The 17,099-nt window shown below is 63.2% G+C and carries 16 protein-coding genes; 5 read left to right on the top strand and 11 right to left on the bottom strand.

Features of this window, described 5'->3' with window-relative positions; genetic code table 11:
* The first annotated feature begins 14 nt into the window (after positions 1-14).
* On the top strand, positions 15-2,435 hold the full coding sequence (locus FTO74_RS18190; RefSeq protein ID WP_162539409.1) for an Orn/Lys/Arg decarboxylase N-terminal domain-containing protein: 2,421 nt from the start codon (positions 15-17) through the stop codon (positions 2,433-2,435).
* Between the two features lie 136 nt (positions 2,436-2,571).
* Here the strand turns inward: FTO74_RS18190 and FTO74_RS18185 are convergent, their stop codons facing one another.
* Together FTO74_RS18185 and FTO74_RS18180 are read right to left on the bottom strand one after the other, a co-directional pair.
* The gene (locus FTO74_RS18185) at positions 2,572-5,463 is read right to left on the bottom strand and encodes a TonB-dependent receptor (protein WP_255462377.1); all 2,892 of its coding nucleotides are present in this window, start codon (positions 5,461-5,463) and stop codon (positions 2,572-2,574) included.
* A 126-nt stretch (positions 5,464-5,589) separates the two neighbouring features.
* Positions 5,590-5,976, bottom strand: coding sequence for a hypothetical protein (locus FTO74_RS18180; RefSeq protein ID WP_162539408.1), 387 nt, complete (start codon positions 5,974-5,976; stop codon positions 5,590-5,592).
* Positions 5,977-6,088: 112 nt separating this feature from the next.
* Between FTO74_RS18180 and FTO74_RS18175 the strand changes: the two genes are divergently transcribed.
* The 3 genes from FTO74_RS18175 (at position 6,089) to FTO74_RS18165 (ending at position 8,052) form a co-directional block, all read left to right on the top strand.
* Positions 6,089-6,550 (top strand): hypothetical protein, encoded by a 462-nt coding sequence (locus FTO74_RS18175; protein ID WP_162539407.1) that lies wholly within the window; start codon positions 6,089-6,091, stop codon positions 6,548-6,550.
* 71 nt (positions 6,551-6,621) lie between these two features.
* On the top strand, positions 6,622-7,770 hold the full coding sequence (locus FTO74_RS18170; protein ID WP_162539406.1) for a lactonase family protein: 1,149 nt from the start codon (positions 6,622-6,624) through the stop codon (positions 7,768-7,770).
* 12 nt (positions 7,771-7,782) lie between these two features.
* Positions 7,783-8,052: a hypothetical protein gene (locus FTO74_RS18165; RefSeq protein WP_162539405.1), complete on the top strand. Its 270-nt coding sequence runs from the start codon at positions 7,783-7,785 to the stop codon at positions 8,050-8,052.
* Positions 8,053-8,103: 51 nt separating this feature from the next.
* Here the strand turns inward: FTO74_RS18165 and FTO74_RS18160 are convergent, their stop codons facing one another.
* The 8 genes from FTO74_RS18160 to FTO74_RS18125 form a co-directional block, all read right to left on the bottom strand.
* Positions 8,104-9,156: an NAD(P)-dependent alcohol dehydrogenase gene (locus FTO74_RS18160; RefSeq protein ID WP_162539404.1), complete on the bottom strand. Its 1,053-nt coding sequence runs from the start codon at positions 9,154-9,156 to the stop codon at positions 8,104-8,106.
* A gap of 155 nt (positions 9,157-9,311) precedes the next feature.
* Positions 9,312-10,361 carry an energy transducer TonB gene (locus FTO74_RS18155; RefSeq protein WP_162539403.1) on the bottom strand — a complete coding sequence of 350 codons (1,050 nt, stop codon included), beginning with the start codon at positions 10,359-10,361 and terminating at the stop codon, positions 9,312-9,314.
* Positions 10,362-10,371: 10 nt separating this feature from the next.
* Positions 10,372-10,911 (bottom strand): adenine phosphoribosyltransferase, encoded by a 540-nt coding sequence (locus FTO74_RS18150; protein ID WP_162539402.1) that lies wholly within the window; start codon positions 10,909-10,911, stop codon positions 10,372-10,374.
* Between the two features lie 34 nt (positions 10,912-10,945).
* Complete coding sequence (locus tag FTO74_RS18145) at positions 10,946-11,227, bottom strand: acylphosphatase (protein ID WP_162539401.1); 282 nt, start codon at positions 11,225-11,227, stop codon at positions 10,946-10,948.
* Between the two features lie 127 nt (positions 11,228-11,354).
* Positions 11,355-11,912, bottom strand: a complete 558-nt coding sequence (gene efp / locus FTO74_RS18140; protein ID WP_162539400.1) for an elongation factor P — start codon at positions 11,910-11,912, stop codon at positions 11,355-11,357.
* A gap of 187 nt (positions 11,913-12,099) precedes the next feature.
* Complete coding sequence (locus FTO74_RS18135) at positions 12,100-13,005, bottom strand: nuclease (protein ID WP_162539399.1); 906 nt, start codon at positions 13,003-13,005, stop codon at positions 12,100-12,102.
* Positions 13,006-13,017: 12 nt separating this feature from the next.
* The gene (locus tag FTO74_RS18130) at positions 13,018-13,605 is read right to left on the bottom strand and encodes an aminodeoxychorismate/anthranilate synthase component II (protein WP_162539398.1); all 588 of its coding nucleotides are present in this window, start codon (positions 13,603-13,605) and stop codon (positions 13,018-13,020) included.
* A 130-nt stretch (positions 13,606-13,735) separates the two neighbouring features.
* A complete protein-coding gene (locus FTO74_RS18125; protein ID WP_162539397.1) occupies positions 13,736-13,909 on the bottom strand; it encodes a hypothetical protein in 174 nt (57 codons plus the stop codon).
* Positions 13,910-14,017: 108 nt separating this feature from the next.
* Between FTO74_RS18125 and FTO74_RS18120 the strand changes: the two genes are divergently transcribed.
* Positions 14,018-14,944 carry an AraC family transcriptional regulator gene (locus FTO74_RS18120; protein WP_162539396.1) on the top strand — a complete coding sequence of 309 codons (927 nt, stop codon included), beginning with the start codon at positions 14,018-14,020 and terminating at the stop codon, positions 14,942-14,944.
* A 368-nt stretch (positions 14,945-15,312) separates the two neighbouring features.
* On the opposite strand, the gene trpE is transcribed toward FTO74_RS18120, so the two are convergent.
* Positions 15,313-16,824: an anthranilate synthase component I gene (trpE, locus tag FTO74_RS18115; RefSeq protein ID WP_162539395.1), complete on the bottom strand. Its 1,512-nt coding sequence runs from the start codon at positions 16,822-16,824 to the stop codon at positions 15,313-15,315.
* Positions 16,825-17,099 lie beyond the last annotated feature (275 nt).

Here is a 17,099-nt window from a genome sequence, read left to right as displayed (position 1 = left end):
GCTAGTGAGGTGTGATGAACGAAGGTCGTTGGGTACTGTTGATTGCGAGTGAAGTTGGCGGCACGGACTCCGTCTCCGACCGCGCCATGGAGCGGCTGGTCGATGCCATCAAAGAAGAGGGCTACGAGGTCGTCCGCACCTCCACTCCAGAGGATGGACTCTCGCTCGTTACCTCCGACCCCTCGCACTCCGCGATCCTGCTCGACTGGGACCTCGAAGGCGACAACCAGTTCGACGAGCGCGCCGCGCTGCAGATACTGCGCGCCGTGCGCCGCCGCAACAAGAAGATCCCGATCTTCCTCATCGCCGACCGCACCCTGGTCTCCGAGCTGCCGCTCGAGGTCGTCCGCCAGGTCCACGAGTACATCCACCTCTTCGGCGACACCCCGGCCTTCATCGCCAACCGCGTCGACTTCGCCGTCGAGCGTTATCACGAACAATTGCTGCCGCCCTACTTCCGCGAGCTGAAGAAGTACACCGATCAGGGCGCCTACTCGTGGGACGCGCCCGGCCACATGGGCGGCGTCGCCTTCCTGAAGCACCCGGTCGGCACCGAGTTCCACAAGTTCTTCGGAGAAAATCTCCTCCGCTCCGACCTCGGCATCTCCACCGCTCCGCTCGGCTCGTGGCTCGACCACCTGGGGCCTCCGGGCGAGAGCGAGCGCAACGCCGCCCGCATCTTCGGCGCGGACTGGACGTTTTATGTTCTGAGTGGTTCCTCCAACTCCAATCAGATCGTAGGCCAGGGCGTCATCGCGCAGGACGACATCGTGCTGGCAGATGCCAACTGCCACAAGTCGATCTGCCACGCGCTTACCGTCACCGGCGCGCGCCCCGTGTACTTCAAGCCCACACGCAACGGCTACGGCATGATCGGCCTGGTGCCGCTCAAGCGCTTCAGCCCCGAGTTCGTGAAGGGCCTCATCGACAAGAGCCCCTTTACCGCCGGGGCCGCGTCGAAGATCCCCACCTACGCGGTCGTCACCAACTCCACGTACGACGGCCTCTGCTACGACGTGAACCGCGTCGTCGAGGAGCTTTCGAAGTCGGTGCCGCGCATCCACTTCGACGAGGCCTGGTACGCCTACGCCAAGTTCCACCAGATCTACAAGGGCCGCTTCGCCATGGACGTGCCCGATGACATGGAAGACCGCCCCGCCATCTTCGCCGTGCAGTCCACGCACAAGATGCTCGCGGCCTTCTCGATGGGTTCGATGATTCACGTCAAGCTCTCCGAGCGCGCACCGATGGACTTCGACCAGTTCAACGAGGCGTTCATGATGCGCGGCACCACCTCGCCGTTCTATCCGCTCATCGCGAGCCTCGACGTCGCTGCCGCCATGATGGACGAGCCTGCCGGGCCGACGCTGATGAACGAGACCATTCAGGACGCCATCAGCTTCCGCAAAGCGATGAGTTCCATCGCGCACCGCTTGCGCGCCGTGCAGTCGAACGGCGACGGATGGTTCTTCCGGCTCTACCAGCCGGAGATTGTAACCGATCCTATTACAGAAGAAACCTTCGTCTTTGAAGAGGCTCCCGACAGCCTGCTCGCCACCAACTCCTGCTGCTGGACCCTGAAGCCCGGCGAGGAGTGGCACGGCTATCAGGACGAGGACATCGCCGACTCCTACTGTATGCTCGACCCGACCAAGGTGACGATCCTCACCCCCGGCGTCAACGCGCAGGGCGTGGTCGGCAACTGGGGCATCCCCGCGGCGATCTTGACGGAGTTCCTCGACGGCCGCCGCGTCGAGATCGCCCGCACCGGCGACTACACCGTGCTGGTGCTCTTCTCGGTCGGCACGTCGAAGGGCAAGTGGGGCAGCCTGCTCGAGAATCTCTTCGAGTTCAAGCGGCTCTACGACGGCGAGGCATCGCTCGAAGAGGCTCTGCCCGAGCTGGTCACCAAGTATCCGCAGCGTTATCGCAACACCACGCTGAAGGAGCTTTCGGACGAGATGCACGAGGCGATGATGAAGCTCAACCTCGCCGGTCTTGTGAATGAGGCTTGCGATGAGGACTTCGATCCCGTGCTCACGCCCTTCCAGACCTACCAGAAGCTGCTGAAGCACGAGACGGAGAAGATTCCGTTCCGCGAGATGGCGGGCCGCATTGCCGCGGTAATGTTGGTGCCGTATCCGCCGGGGATTCCGATGTCGATGCCTGGCGAGCGCCTGGGCGGCCCGGATAGCCCGGTGATCCGGCTCATCCTGGCGATGGAGGAGTTCGGCAAGCGCTTCCCCGGCTTCGAGCGCGAGGTGCACGGCATCGAGCTGGATGCTGAGGGGAACTACTGGATGCGCGCTGTGATTGAGGCGGCTCCGGCGAAGGGTAAGACGAGCAAGAAGCGCCGCAACAAGAAGGCTCCGAACTCCGAGCCTGCGATCAATCGGCGGTTGAAGTCTACGCCGGTGCGACGCGCTGGCGAGTAGGTAAGTGTTGTGAGTTGTGCATGAAGCCCATGTCTCAGAGTTGAGACATGGGCTTCATGCATAGGCAAGAAATACGCGCAGCGTCCAGTACCGCACGAAGTGCCGCCCGCCCGGCGTGAGGGCGCTTTTGCTGTTGCTAGAAGCTCAACCGCAAAGCAAGCTGCACGTTACGCGGATCACCCACTGCCGTTGCCTGACGATACGTAGACACAGGAGCAGATGGATAAGCCCCCGTCCCGAAGGTTCCATTCGGCACCTGATCGTTGCGATGGTTCAACGCATTGAAGGCTTCGGCGATTCCTTGTAGCCTGAATCGTTCGCCCAAAGGAAACGTCCGGCTCAGCCGCGCGCTCATGGTGAAGCTGTCGAAACCCACACCGGCGTTGCGTCCGATCATGGTTCCGGGCAGCGCGTTGGCGCAGGAGTTGGCGGCGGTGGGTGTCAGCACAAACCCCGGCAGACAGGGCCGCAGCGCCGTCGTCTGGAGACTGTTGCCGCCGGTCGTCACGTTGAACGGCAGCGGCGAGTAGTACTGCAATATCCCTCCGAGCTGAAACCCATACAGCAGCCTCTGGGCCACGTTTGTCGCGTGCTCCATCGACGTATGCACGGTCGCGTCGAAGACCACGCGATTGCGCTGGTCGTCGTCCGAGAGCGAGCGGTCCTCGCGCAGGTTGTAGTTGTTTACCGGCGAGCTGAAGAAGAACTCGCTGACGTTATCAATCGCCTTCGACCACGTATACGAGACGCGATAGCTGCCCCAGCGCACCGGCCTCTGCACGTACGAGACCGAGAGCGCGTCGTAGTAGGAGTCCGCCGCCGACTGGTACTGCTTGTTGTTCGCATACGCGGCGTTCGGCCTGCACAGGTTGATCGGATCGACGGACGCATAGCAGGTCGGCGTGTTCAGGTTGACGGAGATGAGCAGGTGCTCGCCGCGCAGGTGCTGGTAGCTGATTGCAAGGTTGCTCGTCGGAGTCATCTGCTGATCGACCTCGAGGCTCACTTGCTGCGAGAACGCATTTTGCATGTGCGGGTCCATCGTGCTCAGGCTCAGGCGCACGTTGGCGGGGATCGTCGTTGCGGTATAACCCGTGTCGATGTTGGGGAACGCGGGTGCGCCTGCTTGCCCATAGGAGAGCGCAATGGTGGTGAAGGTGTTACTGTTGATCGCCGTCGTATTGCCGTCGCTCTCAAGAGCATTGGAGAGCGCACGCAGCGGGATGCGGTCGTAGAACAGCCCATAGCTGCCGCGCACCACGGTGCCGCTCTTCCTGAACGGCGACCACGCGAAGCCCACACGCGGCGAGACGTTGTTGCTGTCCATGTAAAGGCTCTTCAGGAACTGAAGATCGTAGCGCACGCCCACGTTCAGCGTCAGCGCCGAGCTGACCTTCCACTCGTCCTGCGCGTAGAAGCCGATGTTCGGATTCGTCTGCGGCACCACGTAGTTGCCGAACGACTGCGTGAAGGTGCTGTACGTCCCTTTCTGGAAGTTGGCCAGCGAGGAGAACGCATAGCTGCCGCGAATCGACTGCGGATACGTGATCGTCAGATCGTTGAAGAGGAAGTCCGCGCCCACGCGCAGCGCGTGCGCCCCGGCCTGGTGCGAGAGGTTGTCGACCACCTCGTACAGCCGGTCGTACCGCGCCGTCGGCGAGCCGGAGAGCGTGCCGAACGCGGCCACGCCGGAGATGCTCACCGCCGGTCCCACCGGATCGTTCACCGGAGCGCGCAGGTTGCTGTTGGTGAACTGCCCGCGCGTCTCGTTCACCGTGCGCGGCGTCAGCATGTCGATGTTGCTCACGGCCACGGTCTGGTCGAGATCCTCAAGCCCCGCGGCGGCGCTGGTGTAGTTGATCCCGCCCGCGCCGCGCGAGTTGGTGCTGCTGACGTGGTACAGGCTGTAGCGCACGCTCAGTTGATCGCGGTCGTTCACCTTGTGGTCCAGCTTGGCGAAGAAGTTACTCGACCGAACCGGGTTGGGATAGAGCGTCGTCGGCGTGGCGCTGCTGATGGCAAGGCTTTGCCCCGGATATCCAGCAGACTTCAGCGCCGTGTTGATCGCATCCGCATTGGCTGCCGTGATTGTGATGACGCCGTTCTGGTTCAACTGCCGCTGCTCGAAGTTGCCGAAGTAGAACGTACGATCCTTGACGATTGGCCCGCCCAGCGACGCGCCGTACTGCGCCTGCGTCAACGGCAGGTTGGTGCCCGAGAGTGCATTAGCCGCGTTCAGCCGCTGGTTGCGCAGGTAGCCGTAGGCATCGCCGTGCAGCGCGTTGGTGCCGCTCTTCGAGACGAAGTTGATGTACCCGCCCAGCGCCCGCCCGAACTCGGCCTGCCCGCCGCTGGTCACCACCTGCATCTCGCGGATCACGTCCAGCCCGAACGAGGTTTGGACCAGCCCGGCCGCATCGTCGTTGGCCGAAAGCCCATCGACGATGAAGCTGTTGGAGAAGTTCCTCTGGCTGCTCACCGAGATGCCCTGCCCGCCCACCGCCGAGGTCTCGGCAAAGAGCTGGTTGGCCGCCGTGTTGGTCGGTGATACCCCCGGCACCAGCAGTGCCAGGTCGAGAAAGTTGCGCCCGTTGAAGGGCAGGTTCGCCACCTCGGTCTGCGAGATTGTCCCCGCCACCTGGCTGCGGTCGGCTTCGAGCAGCGGGCCTTCGGCATCGACGTTGACGGCCTGCGTCGCGCTCCCCACGGTCAGCTCTACCGGCAGCTCAAAGGCCGCGCCGATGGTCAGGTTCAGCGTGCGTTTTGCATCGGAGAAACCAGCCTCCTGCACGACGACCTCGTACCGTCCCACGCGCAGGTAAGGGAAGCGAAAGCGCCCCGCCGCATCGCTGGTCGTGGTGGCGGAGGTGTTGGTTTCGATCTCGCGGGCGGTGACGCTGGCATGGCGCACGACGGCCCCGGAGGTGTCGGTAACGCGCCCGCTCAGCGAGGCGTTGTTGATGGTTTCCTGAGCGGATAGACAGGGTAAAGCAAACAAAAACAGGAGTGCAGCAAGCAGACGATGCAAGGGGTCCTCCTAACGGACTCTTCGGTGGTCGCGGGGTGCAGAGACACGAAGCCTGAGACACGAATCCCAAGGCTCGGGCTGAACCGCGACGGTGCTCTTCGGAGTTGCTGGAAATGAGAGCGGTGCTTAGGAGAGGACGACTGCCGGAGGTCCGCGCTTCTGCCGCGCCCGGTCCTCGGCGACGCGCGCCTTGGCCTCGGTCTGCGGGTGTACCGCGGGGTGTGAGACCACCTCGCCGAAGAGCAGGGCAGAGGTGTCGAACGAGAGATCGTGGTGCTGCTGCGCCGGGCTTACCGCCTTGGGGAAGGCGGGGCAGCAGTTGCGATGCGCGATCAGGTGCGTCTCCTGGCTCATCTCGGAGAGCTGCTCCATGGTCAGCTCGCAGTGATGCATCCCGCCCCGGCGGCAGCACGCTGCCAGCCCCGAGTTCATCCCCGCGTTCAGCGCGAACAGGGGCGTGATCAGCGGAAGGCCGAACAGGACCACGAGCAGGATGGAGAGGAGACGCCTCACGCCGCGAGTGTAGCAGAAGCTCGAAGCCCGCACCTACCAATTTCGCGGACGGGGCACATTCGCCTGATCCTATTCACTTGCTCCGCCATCGCCCCTGAACTAAGCTAATTCCATGTATGAAGACTTCACGGTAACCGACCGCTGGACTGGACAGGCCCTCCACTGCACCTGGAAGGGCACCGTCGTCGCCATCGCGACGCGCCACGCCGACGCGACCGATATCCGCTTCGCCGTCGACGGCCGCCCCGTCTGGATCGCCATGCCCAACCTCGCATGGGTGGAGCAGAAGCGCCGCACCGGCAAGGTCATCACGGATTACCTGGCTGCCCAGACCGCGGGCCGCTACCTGAAGGCCGCCATCGAGTCCGGCTACGACAACGGCCGCGAGATGTACACCATGACCGTCGACGAGGTGCTCGAGCACGCCAACGCAGTCGTCGCCGAGGCGGGCCGCACCGACTTCCTGCCCTCGCTTCCGGTCATCAGCGATGACGTCACGACCGATCGCTACCTGGGCGTGCGGCCCGGCGACCCCGCCACCTTCGAGCTGCCCGAGACCCCGCGCCGATCGTGATTACGCGCCGCCGTCTCCTTGGCCTGCTTCCGGCCATTGCCCTCGGCCTCCGGGCCGAGGCGCAAGATTTCTTGGCTACTCCCAAGTTCTTCCACCGCCGCGAGAAGAAGCAGGCTCCTCCTCCGCAGCCCTGGGTCTACATCGGCTCGGACACCGCCGCCGGTCCCGGCAAAGGCATCTACGCCTGCCGCTTCGACACCGTCACCGGCCAACTGACGCAGCCGATTCTGGCCGCCACGACCTTCCGCCCGGCCTTCTTCGCGCTCGGTCCTCTGCGTAACGGCCGCCGCTTCCTCTACGTCACCAACGAGGGCAAGGACGAGACCGCCACCGTCACCACCTTCGCCGTCGATGCCGCCACCGGCGCGCTTAGCTCCGTGGGCAAGGTCCCCTCGGGCTTCGCCGGAGCCTGCTACATCTCGGTCGACGTCACCGGCAGCGCGGCCTACGTGGCTAACTTCTACGGCAGCGGCATCAGCAGCTACCGCATCCAGCCCGACGGCACCCTCTCCGGCCCGGTCGAGCACATCGACTTCCACGCCGCCGCCTTCGGCCAGCAAGGCCCCGTCACCGCCCGGCAGGACGCGCCGCACCCGCATTCGACGACGATCTCGCCCGATAACCGCTTCCTCATCGTCAACGACCTGGGCAACGACCAGATCGTCACCTTCGCGCTCGAGCCCGACGCCCGCCTGGGTGAGCCGCACCTCTCCGGCAACCATCGCCCCGGCTCCGGCCCGCGCCACGTGGCCTTCCACCCCAACGGGCGCTGGGTCTACGGCATCACCGAGATCGACTCCAGCATCGACCAGTACCTCTGGATCGCGACCCACGGCCACGCGCCCGAGGCCCTGCTGACCTACACCGACCACACGGTCCGCACAGTCGAACCCGACTACCACGGCCCCACCAACACGGCGGCGGAGATCGCCATCTCGGCCAACGGCTACTTCCTTTACGCCAGCAACCGCGGCGAGGACTCGCTCGTCGTCTTCGCCATCGACCCGGAGAGCGGCGCCCTGACGCTGAAGCAGCGCATCCCCTGCGGCGGCCACATTCCCCGGCACTTCACGCTCGACCCCACGGGCCGCTGGCTGCTCTGCGGCAACCAGAACTCGTCGTCAGTCACAGTCTTCGCCCGCAACGAGGGCACCGGCCTGCTCACCGGCCCGGTCCAGACGCTGGCCGTCGAGTCGCCGATGTTCACGCTCTTCGCCTAAAGCGGGGCACTCATGTTCGCCCGTCTCCTCCACATCGACCGCATCCACCCCAATGGCTTTGCCGAGCCCTGCCCGATCAGGTGGATCGACAGCTTCGCCATGCGCAACTTCACCAACGACGCCATCTTCGACGACACCCTGCCCCTGGCCGACGGACTGATGGAGGCGGGCCACCGCATCCCTCTCGTAACGCTCCAGGCGGCCATGGAGGACTGGTTCCGTCGCAAAGGCTACCTTGCCGCCGCCGACAGCCTCCTCATCACCGAAGAGCCTCGCAAATAAAAAGGGCGCGTGCCCCGATCAGCAGGGCACGCGCCGTTCTCGTTGGCAGTACTAAGCGTTCAGCGACTTCATATCGATCACGAAGCGATACTTCACATCGCTCTTCACCACGCGGTCGTAAGCCGTATCAAGCTCGCCCACCGTCGTCAGCTCAATCTCCGAGACGATATCGTTTTCCGCGCAGTAGTCCAGCATCTCCTGCGTCTCTTTCATGCCGCCGATCATCGACCCGGCCAGGCTGCGCCGGTTCACCACCGTCGAGAACGAGGCCACCTCCATCGGCGTCTCCGGCAGGCCCACCAGGCACACCGTACCGTCCAGTCGCAGCAGGCTCAGGTACAGGTTGATGTCGTGCGGAGCCGAGACACAGTCCAGAATGAAGTCGAGGCTGCCCTTGTACTTGGCCATCGCCTCGGCATCCTTCGAGATCACGACCTCGTCCGCGCCCAGCCGCAACGCATCGGCTTCCTTGCCCGCGGAGGTGGTGAACAGCACCACATGCGCGCCGAACGAGTGCGCGAACTTCAGCCCCATGTGCCCCAGTCCGCCCAAGCCGACGATCCCGACCTTCTTGCCCGGGCCGATTTTCCAGTGGCGCAGCGGGCTGTAGGTGGTAATGCCCGCGCACAGCAGCGGAGCCACCGCCGCCAGCTTCGGCTCCAGCTTCTTCGAGATGGTGTGAACGTACCGCTCGGCGACCACGATGTTGTTCGAGTAGCCGCCCCGCGTCAGCACGCCCTCGTAGTCCTTGCTGTTGTACGTGCCCACGAAGCCCTTCTCGCAGTAGGCTTCCTCATCGGCCTCGCAGTTCGAGCAGACCTTGCACGAATCGACCATGACGCCCACACCGGCCAGGTCGCCTACCTTGAACTTGGTCACTGCGGAGCCAACCGCCGTTACATAGCCGACGATCTCGTGTCCCGGCACCATCGGGAAGATGGCCCCGCCCCACTCGTCGCGCACCTGATGGATATCCGAGTGGCAGATGCCCGAGTAGGCAATCTCGACCACGACATCATCCGGCCGCACGTCGCGCCGTTCAAACTCGAATCGCTCAAGCGATGCAGCTACACTTTTAGCTGCGTATCCCACGGACTGAATCATAGGTCTCTCCTGTTTTGTTGGTGCTTCAAAAGACGAACGCGCCTGCATTCATGCTCATGGCGAGCATAAGGATCTGTGTGATGGTCTGATGAATTCAGAGCCGGAAAACTACTTCCTACTCATCGTAATGCAGCAGGCTGCGGTACTGCAGAAATCTAACGCGGCGCAAAGTTGAAATTAACTGTGACCTTGGTGTCCACTGACGCTGGTTCCCCGTTGTTGATATAGGGTGTATAGGTCCACTGACGGACAGCGGCAATGGCTGCAATCGCCAGCTCCGGATCGGGTGCGCTGATAACACTCAAATCATGCACATGACCGTCGGTACCAATAATCACATGGAGTAGCACTGTGCCCGAGATATGTCCCTTCCTTGCCCTATCAGGGTAAATCGGCGCGACTTTATGAAGGACATGTCCCGCCATCACAGCCGTATCTACCTCTGCCGTGGCTCCATTCACGGAGGTCAACCCGTCGATGACATCGGAGTTCACCGATTGTTCGGGTACTGACTCAAGCTTGTCAATGTGTGCGCTTGCGGCCTGGACGCCCGCAATCTGAATGGAGGTATCGAGCGGAACGTGCCGGGATTGAAAGGCTCCCGTTCTGACCCGCAAGGTCAGTTGGTTGCCAAACTCATAGCTGACCCGCAGAGTATCTTCGCCACGGCTCATGCAGTAGGTCGGAAACAGGCCGAGAGGAGCGAAGGCAACCCCTTTGATCGTCTGGGTCAACATCACGCAGTCCAGATCGACCCCTCCCAGGGGGAGGTGGTGCAGATCCGGCGTGCTCTGATCGACCTCATGGTCGGACGGCATTGGGTGCACAACTTGCTTTCGCAACTGCTCCAGGAGAGCGGGAGGTAAGCTCGCACCGGTACTAAGAAAGAGACCGTGTTCGTTATGCACGATGGTTGCAGTGTAGGAGGGGGTCGTGAAGATCTGGCGATCTTTTTGCGCGCCGCCCCACCACTCTTCGAGAGTGCCACTCTCGCTTGGCGAACCCTTGGAATCATAGAGCTGCACAGTCATCTTGAGATGCCATGGTTGCAGGGAGGCATCATCCAGGACATTGCCCTGGGCAACCCTGTGCAGACGCTCATGCAGTGCTGCGGAGCTTTCCGCCCGTCCCCATGTCATAGGAGAGATCAAGAAGACGAGCGGTAGCAGAAGTTTTCCAAGTGTATTGGTTTTGACTCTTCTCATCCAAGAGTTCCTACTCATCGTAATGCAGCAGGCTCAGCACGTCGTACTCCTGGAACTTATCGCGGCCCTTCAGGAAGTCCAGCTCAATGGCAAACCCGATGCCCGCGATCTCCCCGCCGAGCTGCCGCACGAGCTTCACCGTCGCCTGCATCGTCCCGCCGGTGGCCAGCAGGTCGTCCACGATCACCACGCGCTGGCCCGGCTCAATCGCGTCCAGGTGAATCTCCAGCGAGTCGGTGCCGTACTCCAGATCGTACGAGACCTTCGCCGTCGGAGCAGGCAGCTTCTTCGGCTTGCGCACGGGCACAAAGCCCGCGTTCAGCCGGTACGCCAGCGCCGGTCCGAAGATGAAGCCACGCGCCTCGATCCCCAGCACCAGGTCGATCTCCTTGCCGATGTAGTACGCGGCAAAGGCGTCGATGAGCTGCGCCATCCCGGCCTTGTCCTTCAGCAGCGTCGTAATGTCGTAGAACAAAATCCCCGGCTTCGGAAAGTCGGGCACCGTACGGATCAGCTCCTTCAACGGCTCACAGTTCACAGGTGTCTTCAACGTCAAATCCTCCTCAAATTCCTTCAATTGGTCTTTACCATGCCCCTTCAATCTCAAATGGTCCCAGCTTCTCGCCCTCGTTCTCGAGCAGCTCGTGCTCTTCGATGGCATCCACCCGGCTGCCGCGCGAGCCCTGCCGCAGCGCGGCCTTCAGCTCCAGCAACTGCTCCGGCGTGCCCGCCGCGACGATCTCCACGTGCCCTGTATCGGTGTTCCTGACCCAGCCGCGCAGGCCAATCTCGGCGGCCTCCCGGTGCACGAACCACCGGAACCCGACCCCCTGCACGCGGCCCTTGACGAGATAGTGCTGAACCATTCCCCCAGTGTCGCATCCGGCTTATCGCCATGCAAGGCAGCGCCCGTCACGCAAAATAGCGCCTGCGGCCAAACTAAAGAGGCCGAAGCTGTGCGCCCCGGCCTCTTCGAGATTGCAGTAACAAATCTTACGCGCGGCTCATGTAAGCGCCTTCGGCCGTATCCACGCGGATCTTCTCGCCCTCGTTGATGAACGGCGGCACCTGCACCACCAGGCCGGTCTCGGTCTTGGCGGGCTTGGTTACGGAAGACGCCGTGGCCGACTTGATGCCCGGCTCGGTCTCCATCACGGTCATCTCCACCACCGTCGGCAGCTCGATACCCACAGCCTTGCCGTCGTGGAAGCTCACGCTGATCGACAGGTTCGGGATCAGGAAATCCACCGCATCGCCCAGCGTCTCGCGCTTCAGCATCGTCTGCTCGAACGCCTCGTCCATGAAGTAGTAGTCGTCGCCGTCGCTGTACAGGAACTCCATCTTCACTTCGTCCACGTAGACGCGGTCGATCGGGTCGGGCGAGCGAAACCGTTCGATAAACATCGAGCCCGTGCGCACGTTGCGCAGCTTGGCCTGGATGAACGCCCGCAGGTTACCCGGCGTGCGGTGTTCCACCGAGAACACCAGGTGCAGGTCGTCTTTGTACTTGATAATCATGCCCGGACGCATCTGCGTGGCAGGAATCGACATATAGAAAAACCCTCATAGCCGAAGCTTTTTGAAATCAGCTTCAAAATCAGCTTCCAAGATGTGTGTCGGGGCGCTCGCTCGATAGACGCAGAGACCAGCCCTCAACCCTGCAATTGTATCGCAGCCACTTCGTGGGGTTCTCGGCGCTGCGCGTGGTCGGTGGCTCCGACTAGCACCGGGTTCCGCTTCACTCCCGTCCGAAGAGATGGCGGAAGAACCGCCCCACGGCATGGAAGACGCCCTTTTGCTCCTGTGCCTGCGCGGGCTGGCCCAAAGGGTCCGCTGCAATTCCGGTCCCATGCTCCAGCGGCGTGGGAGTCACCGGCACCGTCCCGTCATACCCCAGCGAGTCGGACACCTGCGTATGTGTCTCCCCCGGCTTCTGCGCGGGCAGCGGCGACGGCTCCGCCAGCCCCTCGCTCACCGCCGCCGGAAACGGATGCTGCTTTGCCGCCAGCTTCGGCGAGACCGTCTTGCCGCTCAGAGCCGCATCCGCAATCGAAACCCCCGCCGGTTCGGGCGGCGGACACCCGCACGGCACCGTCTCCCGGTCCACCACTTCCTTCAGGCTGCCGTGCTCGAACATCACATGCTGCCCGGCCTTCAGCTCATAAGAAGCCTCGCCGAAGGCGTCGCTGATCTTCAGCACCGGGGCCTTGCGGCCTTTGTTTTCAACGCATGTATCCCCATTCTGGGTCACCCGCACTCGCAGGTCCAGCGGCCCGGCCGAGACCATCGCAAATCGCAGGTCCGGCGTCATCAGCACGTCGCTGGCCGAGGCCGCCATGTGCAGCTCGAGCGCCCCGCGATCCAGCGCCAGCAACAATCCGTCCGAGTCACCCGAACCCGTCACATGCAGCGAGCTGGTCTGACACACGTCCACCGAGCCGCCGCGCGCCAGCGTCACCACCGCCGTACGGTCCAGCGCCGTCACCACGTTCGATCCACTCAGTGCCGCCTTGCCGCCGGTCACCACCATCTCGCCGGATACGGTCGCGCTCGCCGTCGGCACATAGCCGACCGGCTTCTGTTGCTGCGCGGGTACGCTCAAAGCCCAGCCCACCAGCATCGTCGCCGCGAAGACCCGCCTCATGCGTAACCCCATTTACATCTTCAGAAAGTTCTCGATGAGCTGCTTGCCGTGGCCGGTCAGCACGCTTTCGGGGTGGAACTGTACCCCTTCGATGGGCAGCTCGCGGTGCCGCAGCGCCATGATGGTCTCGCCGTCCACGGTCCGGGCCGAGACCTCCAGCTCCTCAGGAAATCCTTCGGGAGAGACGATCAGCGAGTGATACCGGGTGCAGGTCATCGCCGAGGGGATACCGGCGAAGATGGTCTTGCCGTCGTGTTCGACCTGACTGGTCTTGCCGTGCATCAACTGAGCCGCTCGCACCACGTTGCCGCCGAAGGCCGCGCCGATGGCCTGGTGGCCCAGGCAGACGCCGAGGATCGGCACCCGGGGGCCGCCGCTCTCGGCCAGCTTGGCGAAGTGCTGGATGAGGCCCATGCTGATTCCGGCGTCCTGCGGGGTGCAGGGGCCGGGCGAGATGAGGATGCGCTCCGGCTGCATGGCTTCGACCTCGGCTGGGGATAGCTCGTCGTTGCGGCGGATGACCATCTCCGCGCCCAGCTCGCCCATGTACTGCACGAGGTTGTAGGTGAAGGAGTCGTAGTTATCGAGGACGAAGACCATGATGCCTTCTATCTTACGCCGGACGCCACAGCCCTGTAAGAAACACGCGAAGCGTCCAAAACCCCACGAAGTGGCGCCCGCCCGGCGCTAGGGCGCTGTTGCTTTTGTTTTTTATGGGGAGGGCTTCTGCTTAGCTGGCGAAGATCTTCGCCACGACAAACCCGAACAGCGCCACCACGCCCGCAATCGTTCCGAGCAGCCCGCTTGCGATGAAGATCGTCGCCACGCGCTTGCGTTCGGGCGTCGGCTGCGTGATCCCCACGGTTATGATGAATCCGTCTACTACTCCCTGAATGAGTCCCATGTCCTTACCCTCCTGACTGTCCTTAAGCTAGGCTCGCCGCCTCCCCGGCATCCGACGGATCTTGCTGTTTTCCCCCGCTTCTTGCCCCCAACTATGATGGAGGGCAGGATGACGCCTTCCCCAACAGAGCGCAGCGGCAGCCAACCCCAGCGCGTCTCCGTGCTGGTCGGCTCGCGCTCGGTGCCGCTGCTGCCCGGCAACCCCGAGCAGGACAGCATCCGCTCGCCCTGGACCGGCATTGGAGCCGGAATCGTCCTCGAAAAGCACACCCTCGCCGCCGTCGAGATCCCCGTCCACGAGCACCCCACCTTCTGCCTCCACCTCCAGACCGGCGGCACGGTCGAGATGGACTGGAACTCCGCGGGCAAGACCGGCCACGTCCACTCCGCCACCGGCGACCTGATCCTGCTGGCTCCCGGCACCCGTGACTCGATGCTCTGGCACGGCACCTCGCAGCGCATCATCGCGTCGGTGGAGCCGTCGCTCCTGACCCACGCGGCCGGGCAGCTCGGCCTGTCGCGCCTGGGCGACTTCGAGAACCGCTGGACGTTGCAGGACGAGCAGTTACGCCTGCTGCTGACTGAGATGGAGCGCGAGATGGCCTCCGGCTGGCCGATGGGCGCTCTCTACGGCGACCTCATCGGGCTGTCGCTCTCCATCGCGCTGGTGCGGAAGTACGCCAGCCCCACGCCGCCGCCGCTGCTCAAGGGCGGCCTCGCGCGGGCGAAGCTGCGCCACGTCCTCGACTACATCGAGACCCATCTGGACCGCGAGCTGCGCCTCGAAGAGCTGGCCACGCTGGCGGGGCTCAGCCTCTTCCACTTCGCGCGCAGCTTCCGCGAGAGCACCGGCTTCACCCCGCACCAGTACATCGTCGAGAAGCGCGTAGCCCGCGCCAAGCTGCTGCTGGCCAAGCCCGAGTGGACCATCGAGCAGGTCGCCTCAGCCGTGGGATTTCAGAGCGCAAGTCGCTTCACCAGCGCCTTCCGCGCCAATACCGGAGCTACGCCTACCTTCTGGAGAAGAAACTCTTGATGTGCGCATCCACCGGCGTTGCTTTGTTTTCGGAGCGACAGGCCGTTGTTGTTGTCGTTGTTTTTGGGGTAGGTCCGGGCTTTAGCCCGGACATTAAAACTCACCACAGATGCGGGCTTTAGCCCCCGAGGTATGCTTTTTCTCCCGGCCACAAATCCGGGTGCCCCATGCCTCGATTCTGAGACATGGGTTTTTCCCTCAGCACTACGTCTCGAGGCAAAGAAAGCATACCTCAGGGGCTAAAGCCCAATTCGTAGGCAAGTCTGGATGTCGGGGCTAAAGCCCGACCTACCCTAGAAGCAACGGCAAAAGCGCCCTAGCGCCGGGCGGGCGGCACTTCGTGCGGTTCTCGACGCTTCGCGTAAAGGCTATCCGAGACGTGCCTTCTCAATCGCCCGCACCACCGCCTTGGACTTATTCACCGTCTCAGCAAACTCCATCTCCGGCACACTATCGGCCACAATTCCGCCCCCAGCCTGTATATGTCCCTGCTTGCCATTCATAAACAGCGTCCGAATCGCAATGCAGCTATCCAGATTCCCACTGAAATCCGCATAAAACACACTGCCGCCATACACCCCGCGACGAGCCGGTTCCAGCTCCTCGATAATCTCCATCGCCCGAATCTTCGGCGCGCCGCTCAGCGTCCCGGCAGGGAAGCAGGCCTTGAACGCATCAATCGGCTCAAGATCCTTACGCAGCTCGCCCTCGACCGCACTCACCATGTGCATCACGTGGCTGTACCGCTCCACAAACATCAGATCCTTCACCTTCACCGACCCGAACTCGCTCACGCGGCCCACGTCATTGCGCCCCAGGTCCACCAGCATCACATGCTCGGCGACTTCTTTTTCATCGGCCCGCAGATTGGCCTCGAGCGCCCGATCCTCCACCTCATCGGCGCTGCGGGGCCGCGTCCCGGCGATGGGCCGATACTCCACCGTGCGCCCATGCACCCGCACCAGCAGCTCCGGCGACGAGCCCACGATGTGCGCGGGCTGGCTGACCTTCTTGCCCTTGGGCCCGGCCTTCTCCATCCCAAATCGCAGGAAGAACATATACGGCGAGGGGTTCACGATCCGCAGCGCCCGGTAGATATCGAACGCCTCTACCCCCGGCTCGCAGTCGAAGCGTTGCGAGATGACGCACTGGAAGACGTCGCCGCTGGCAATGTACTCCTTGGCCTTGGCCACCGACTTCAGATACCGCATCTTCGGGGTCCGCGAGACCAGCTTCAGCTTGCCCTGCACGGCCCTGCGCCGTTGAGGCGGCAGCGCCGAAGCCAGCCTCCGCTCCATCTTATTCAGCCGCTTCAGCGCCTGCTCGTAGCTCCCTCCGCGAGTCATATCGGCGGTGGCGATCAGCAGAATCTCCTTCTTCACATGGTCGAAGGCGAGCACCTGGTCGAAGAACATCAGGCAGGCGTCGGGAACTCCCAACTCATCGGCGGCCAGCACGGGCAGGCGCTCGATCAGCCGGACTACATCGTAGGAGAAGAACCCGACCGCACCGGCGGTAAACGGCGGCAGGCCGCTCAGGCGAGCGGGCGTGTGCCCGGCCAGGGCCAGCTTCAGTTCCTCGAAGATATCTCCCTCGAAGGTCTTGCGCTTGCGGCCCTCTTCGACGGTGATGGTGTGCCCCCGCGCCTCCATGCGCTTGTACGGCTCGATGCCGATGAAGGTGTACCGCCCCACGTGCTCTCCGCCCTCGACGCTCTCGAGCAGGAAGGCTTCGGGGGCCTCGTTGGCGATGCGCAGGAAGGCCGATACCGGTGTCTCGAGGTCGGCGGTGATGGTGCGGAAGACGGGGACGAGGGTGTGGCTCTTCGCCAGCTTGCGAAATGCGGTCAAATCCGGGGTACTGGTGCGTCTGGCGGCCATCGTGTCGGGTTTCCCATCCTTCGAGCGGTGTGTGTCCCAATTTTACCCGGCACTTTATTTTTGCCGTTTCACGCGAAGCGTCGAGAACCGCACGAAGTGCCGCCCGTCCGGCGTGAGGACGCTTTTGTTGTTGTTCTTATCATCATCCCGTCACGCCAAGCTGCCGATGATGGACACATGGCTCCATACGGCGATATCGTTCTTCCCGGCGTCTAATTGTTGTTGATTGAGGCGCAGGCTTCTCACACCGAGGGACACCATCATGGCCGAAGAAT

The sequence above is a fragment of the Granulicella sp. WH15 genome (assembly GCF_009914315.1).
GTDB lineage: Bacteria > Acidobacteriota > Terriglobia > Terriglobales > Acidobacteriaceae > Edaphobacter.
Note: the sequence above shows the minus strand (reverse complement) of the source record. Positions and strands in the feature narration are given on the sequence as shown.

Excerpts from the sequence above, each read along its gene's own strand:
- FTO74_RS18190 (WP_162539409.1), top strand. The coding sequence starts at position 15 with ATGAACGAAGGTCGTTGGGTACTGTTGATTGCGAGTGAAGTTGGCGGC.
- FTO74_RS18175 (WP_162539407.1), top strand. The coding sequence starts at position 6,089 with ATGTATGAAGACTTCACGGTAACCGACCGCTGGACTGGACAGGCCCTC.
- FTO74_RS18165 (WP_162539405.1), top strand. The coding sequence starts at position 7,783 with ATGTTCGCCCGTCTCCTCCACATCGACCGCATCCACCCCAATGGCTTT.
- FTO74_RS18160 (WP_162539404.1), bottom strand. The coding sequence starts at position 9,156 with ATGATTCAGTCCGTGGGATACGCAGCTAAAAGTGTAGCTGCATCGCTT.
- FTO74_RS18155 (WP_162539403.1), bottom strand. The coding sequence starts at position 10,361 with ATGAGAAGAGTCAAAACCAATACACTTGGAAAACTTCTGCTACCGCTC.
- FTO74_RS18145 (WP_162539401.1), bottom strand. The coding sequence starts at position 11,227 with ATGGTTCAGCACTATCTCGTCAAGGGCCGCGTGCAGGGGGTCGGGTTC.
- efp (WP_162539400.1), bottom strand. The coding sequence starts at position 11,912 with ATGTCGATTCCTGCCACGCAGATGCGTCCGGGCATGATTATCAAGTAC.
- FTO74_RS18135 (WP_162539399.1), bottom strand. The coding sequence starts at position 13,005 with ATGAGGCGGGTCTTCGCGGCGACGATGCTGGTGGGCTGGGCTTTGAGC.
- FTO74_RS18130 (WP_162539398.1), bottom strand. The coding sequence starts at position 13,605 with ATGGTCTTCGTCCTCGATAACTACGACTCCTTCACCTACAACCTCGTG.
- FTO74_RS18125 (WP_162539397.1), bottom strand. The coding sequence starts at position 13,909 with ATGGGACTCATTCAGGGAGTAGTAGACGGATTCATCATAACCGTGGGG.
- FTO74_RS18120 (WP_162539396.1), top strand. The coding sequence starts at position 14,018 with ATGACGCCTTCCCCAACAGAGCGCAGCGGCAGCCAACCCCAGCGCGTC.
- trpE (WP_162539395.1), bottom strand. The coding sequence starts at position 16,824 with ATGGCCGCCAGACGCACCAGTACCCCGGATTTGACCGCATTTCGCAAG.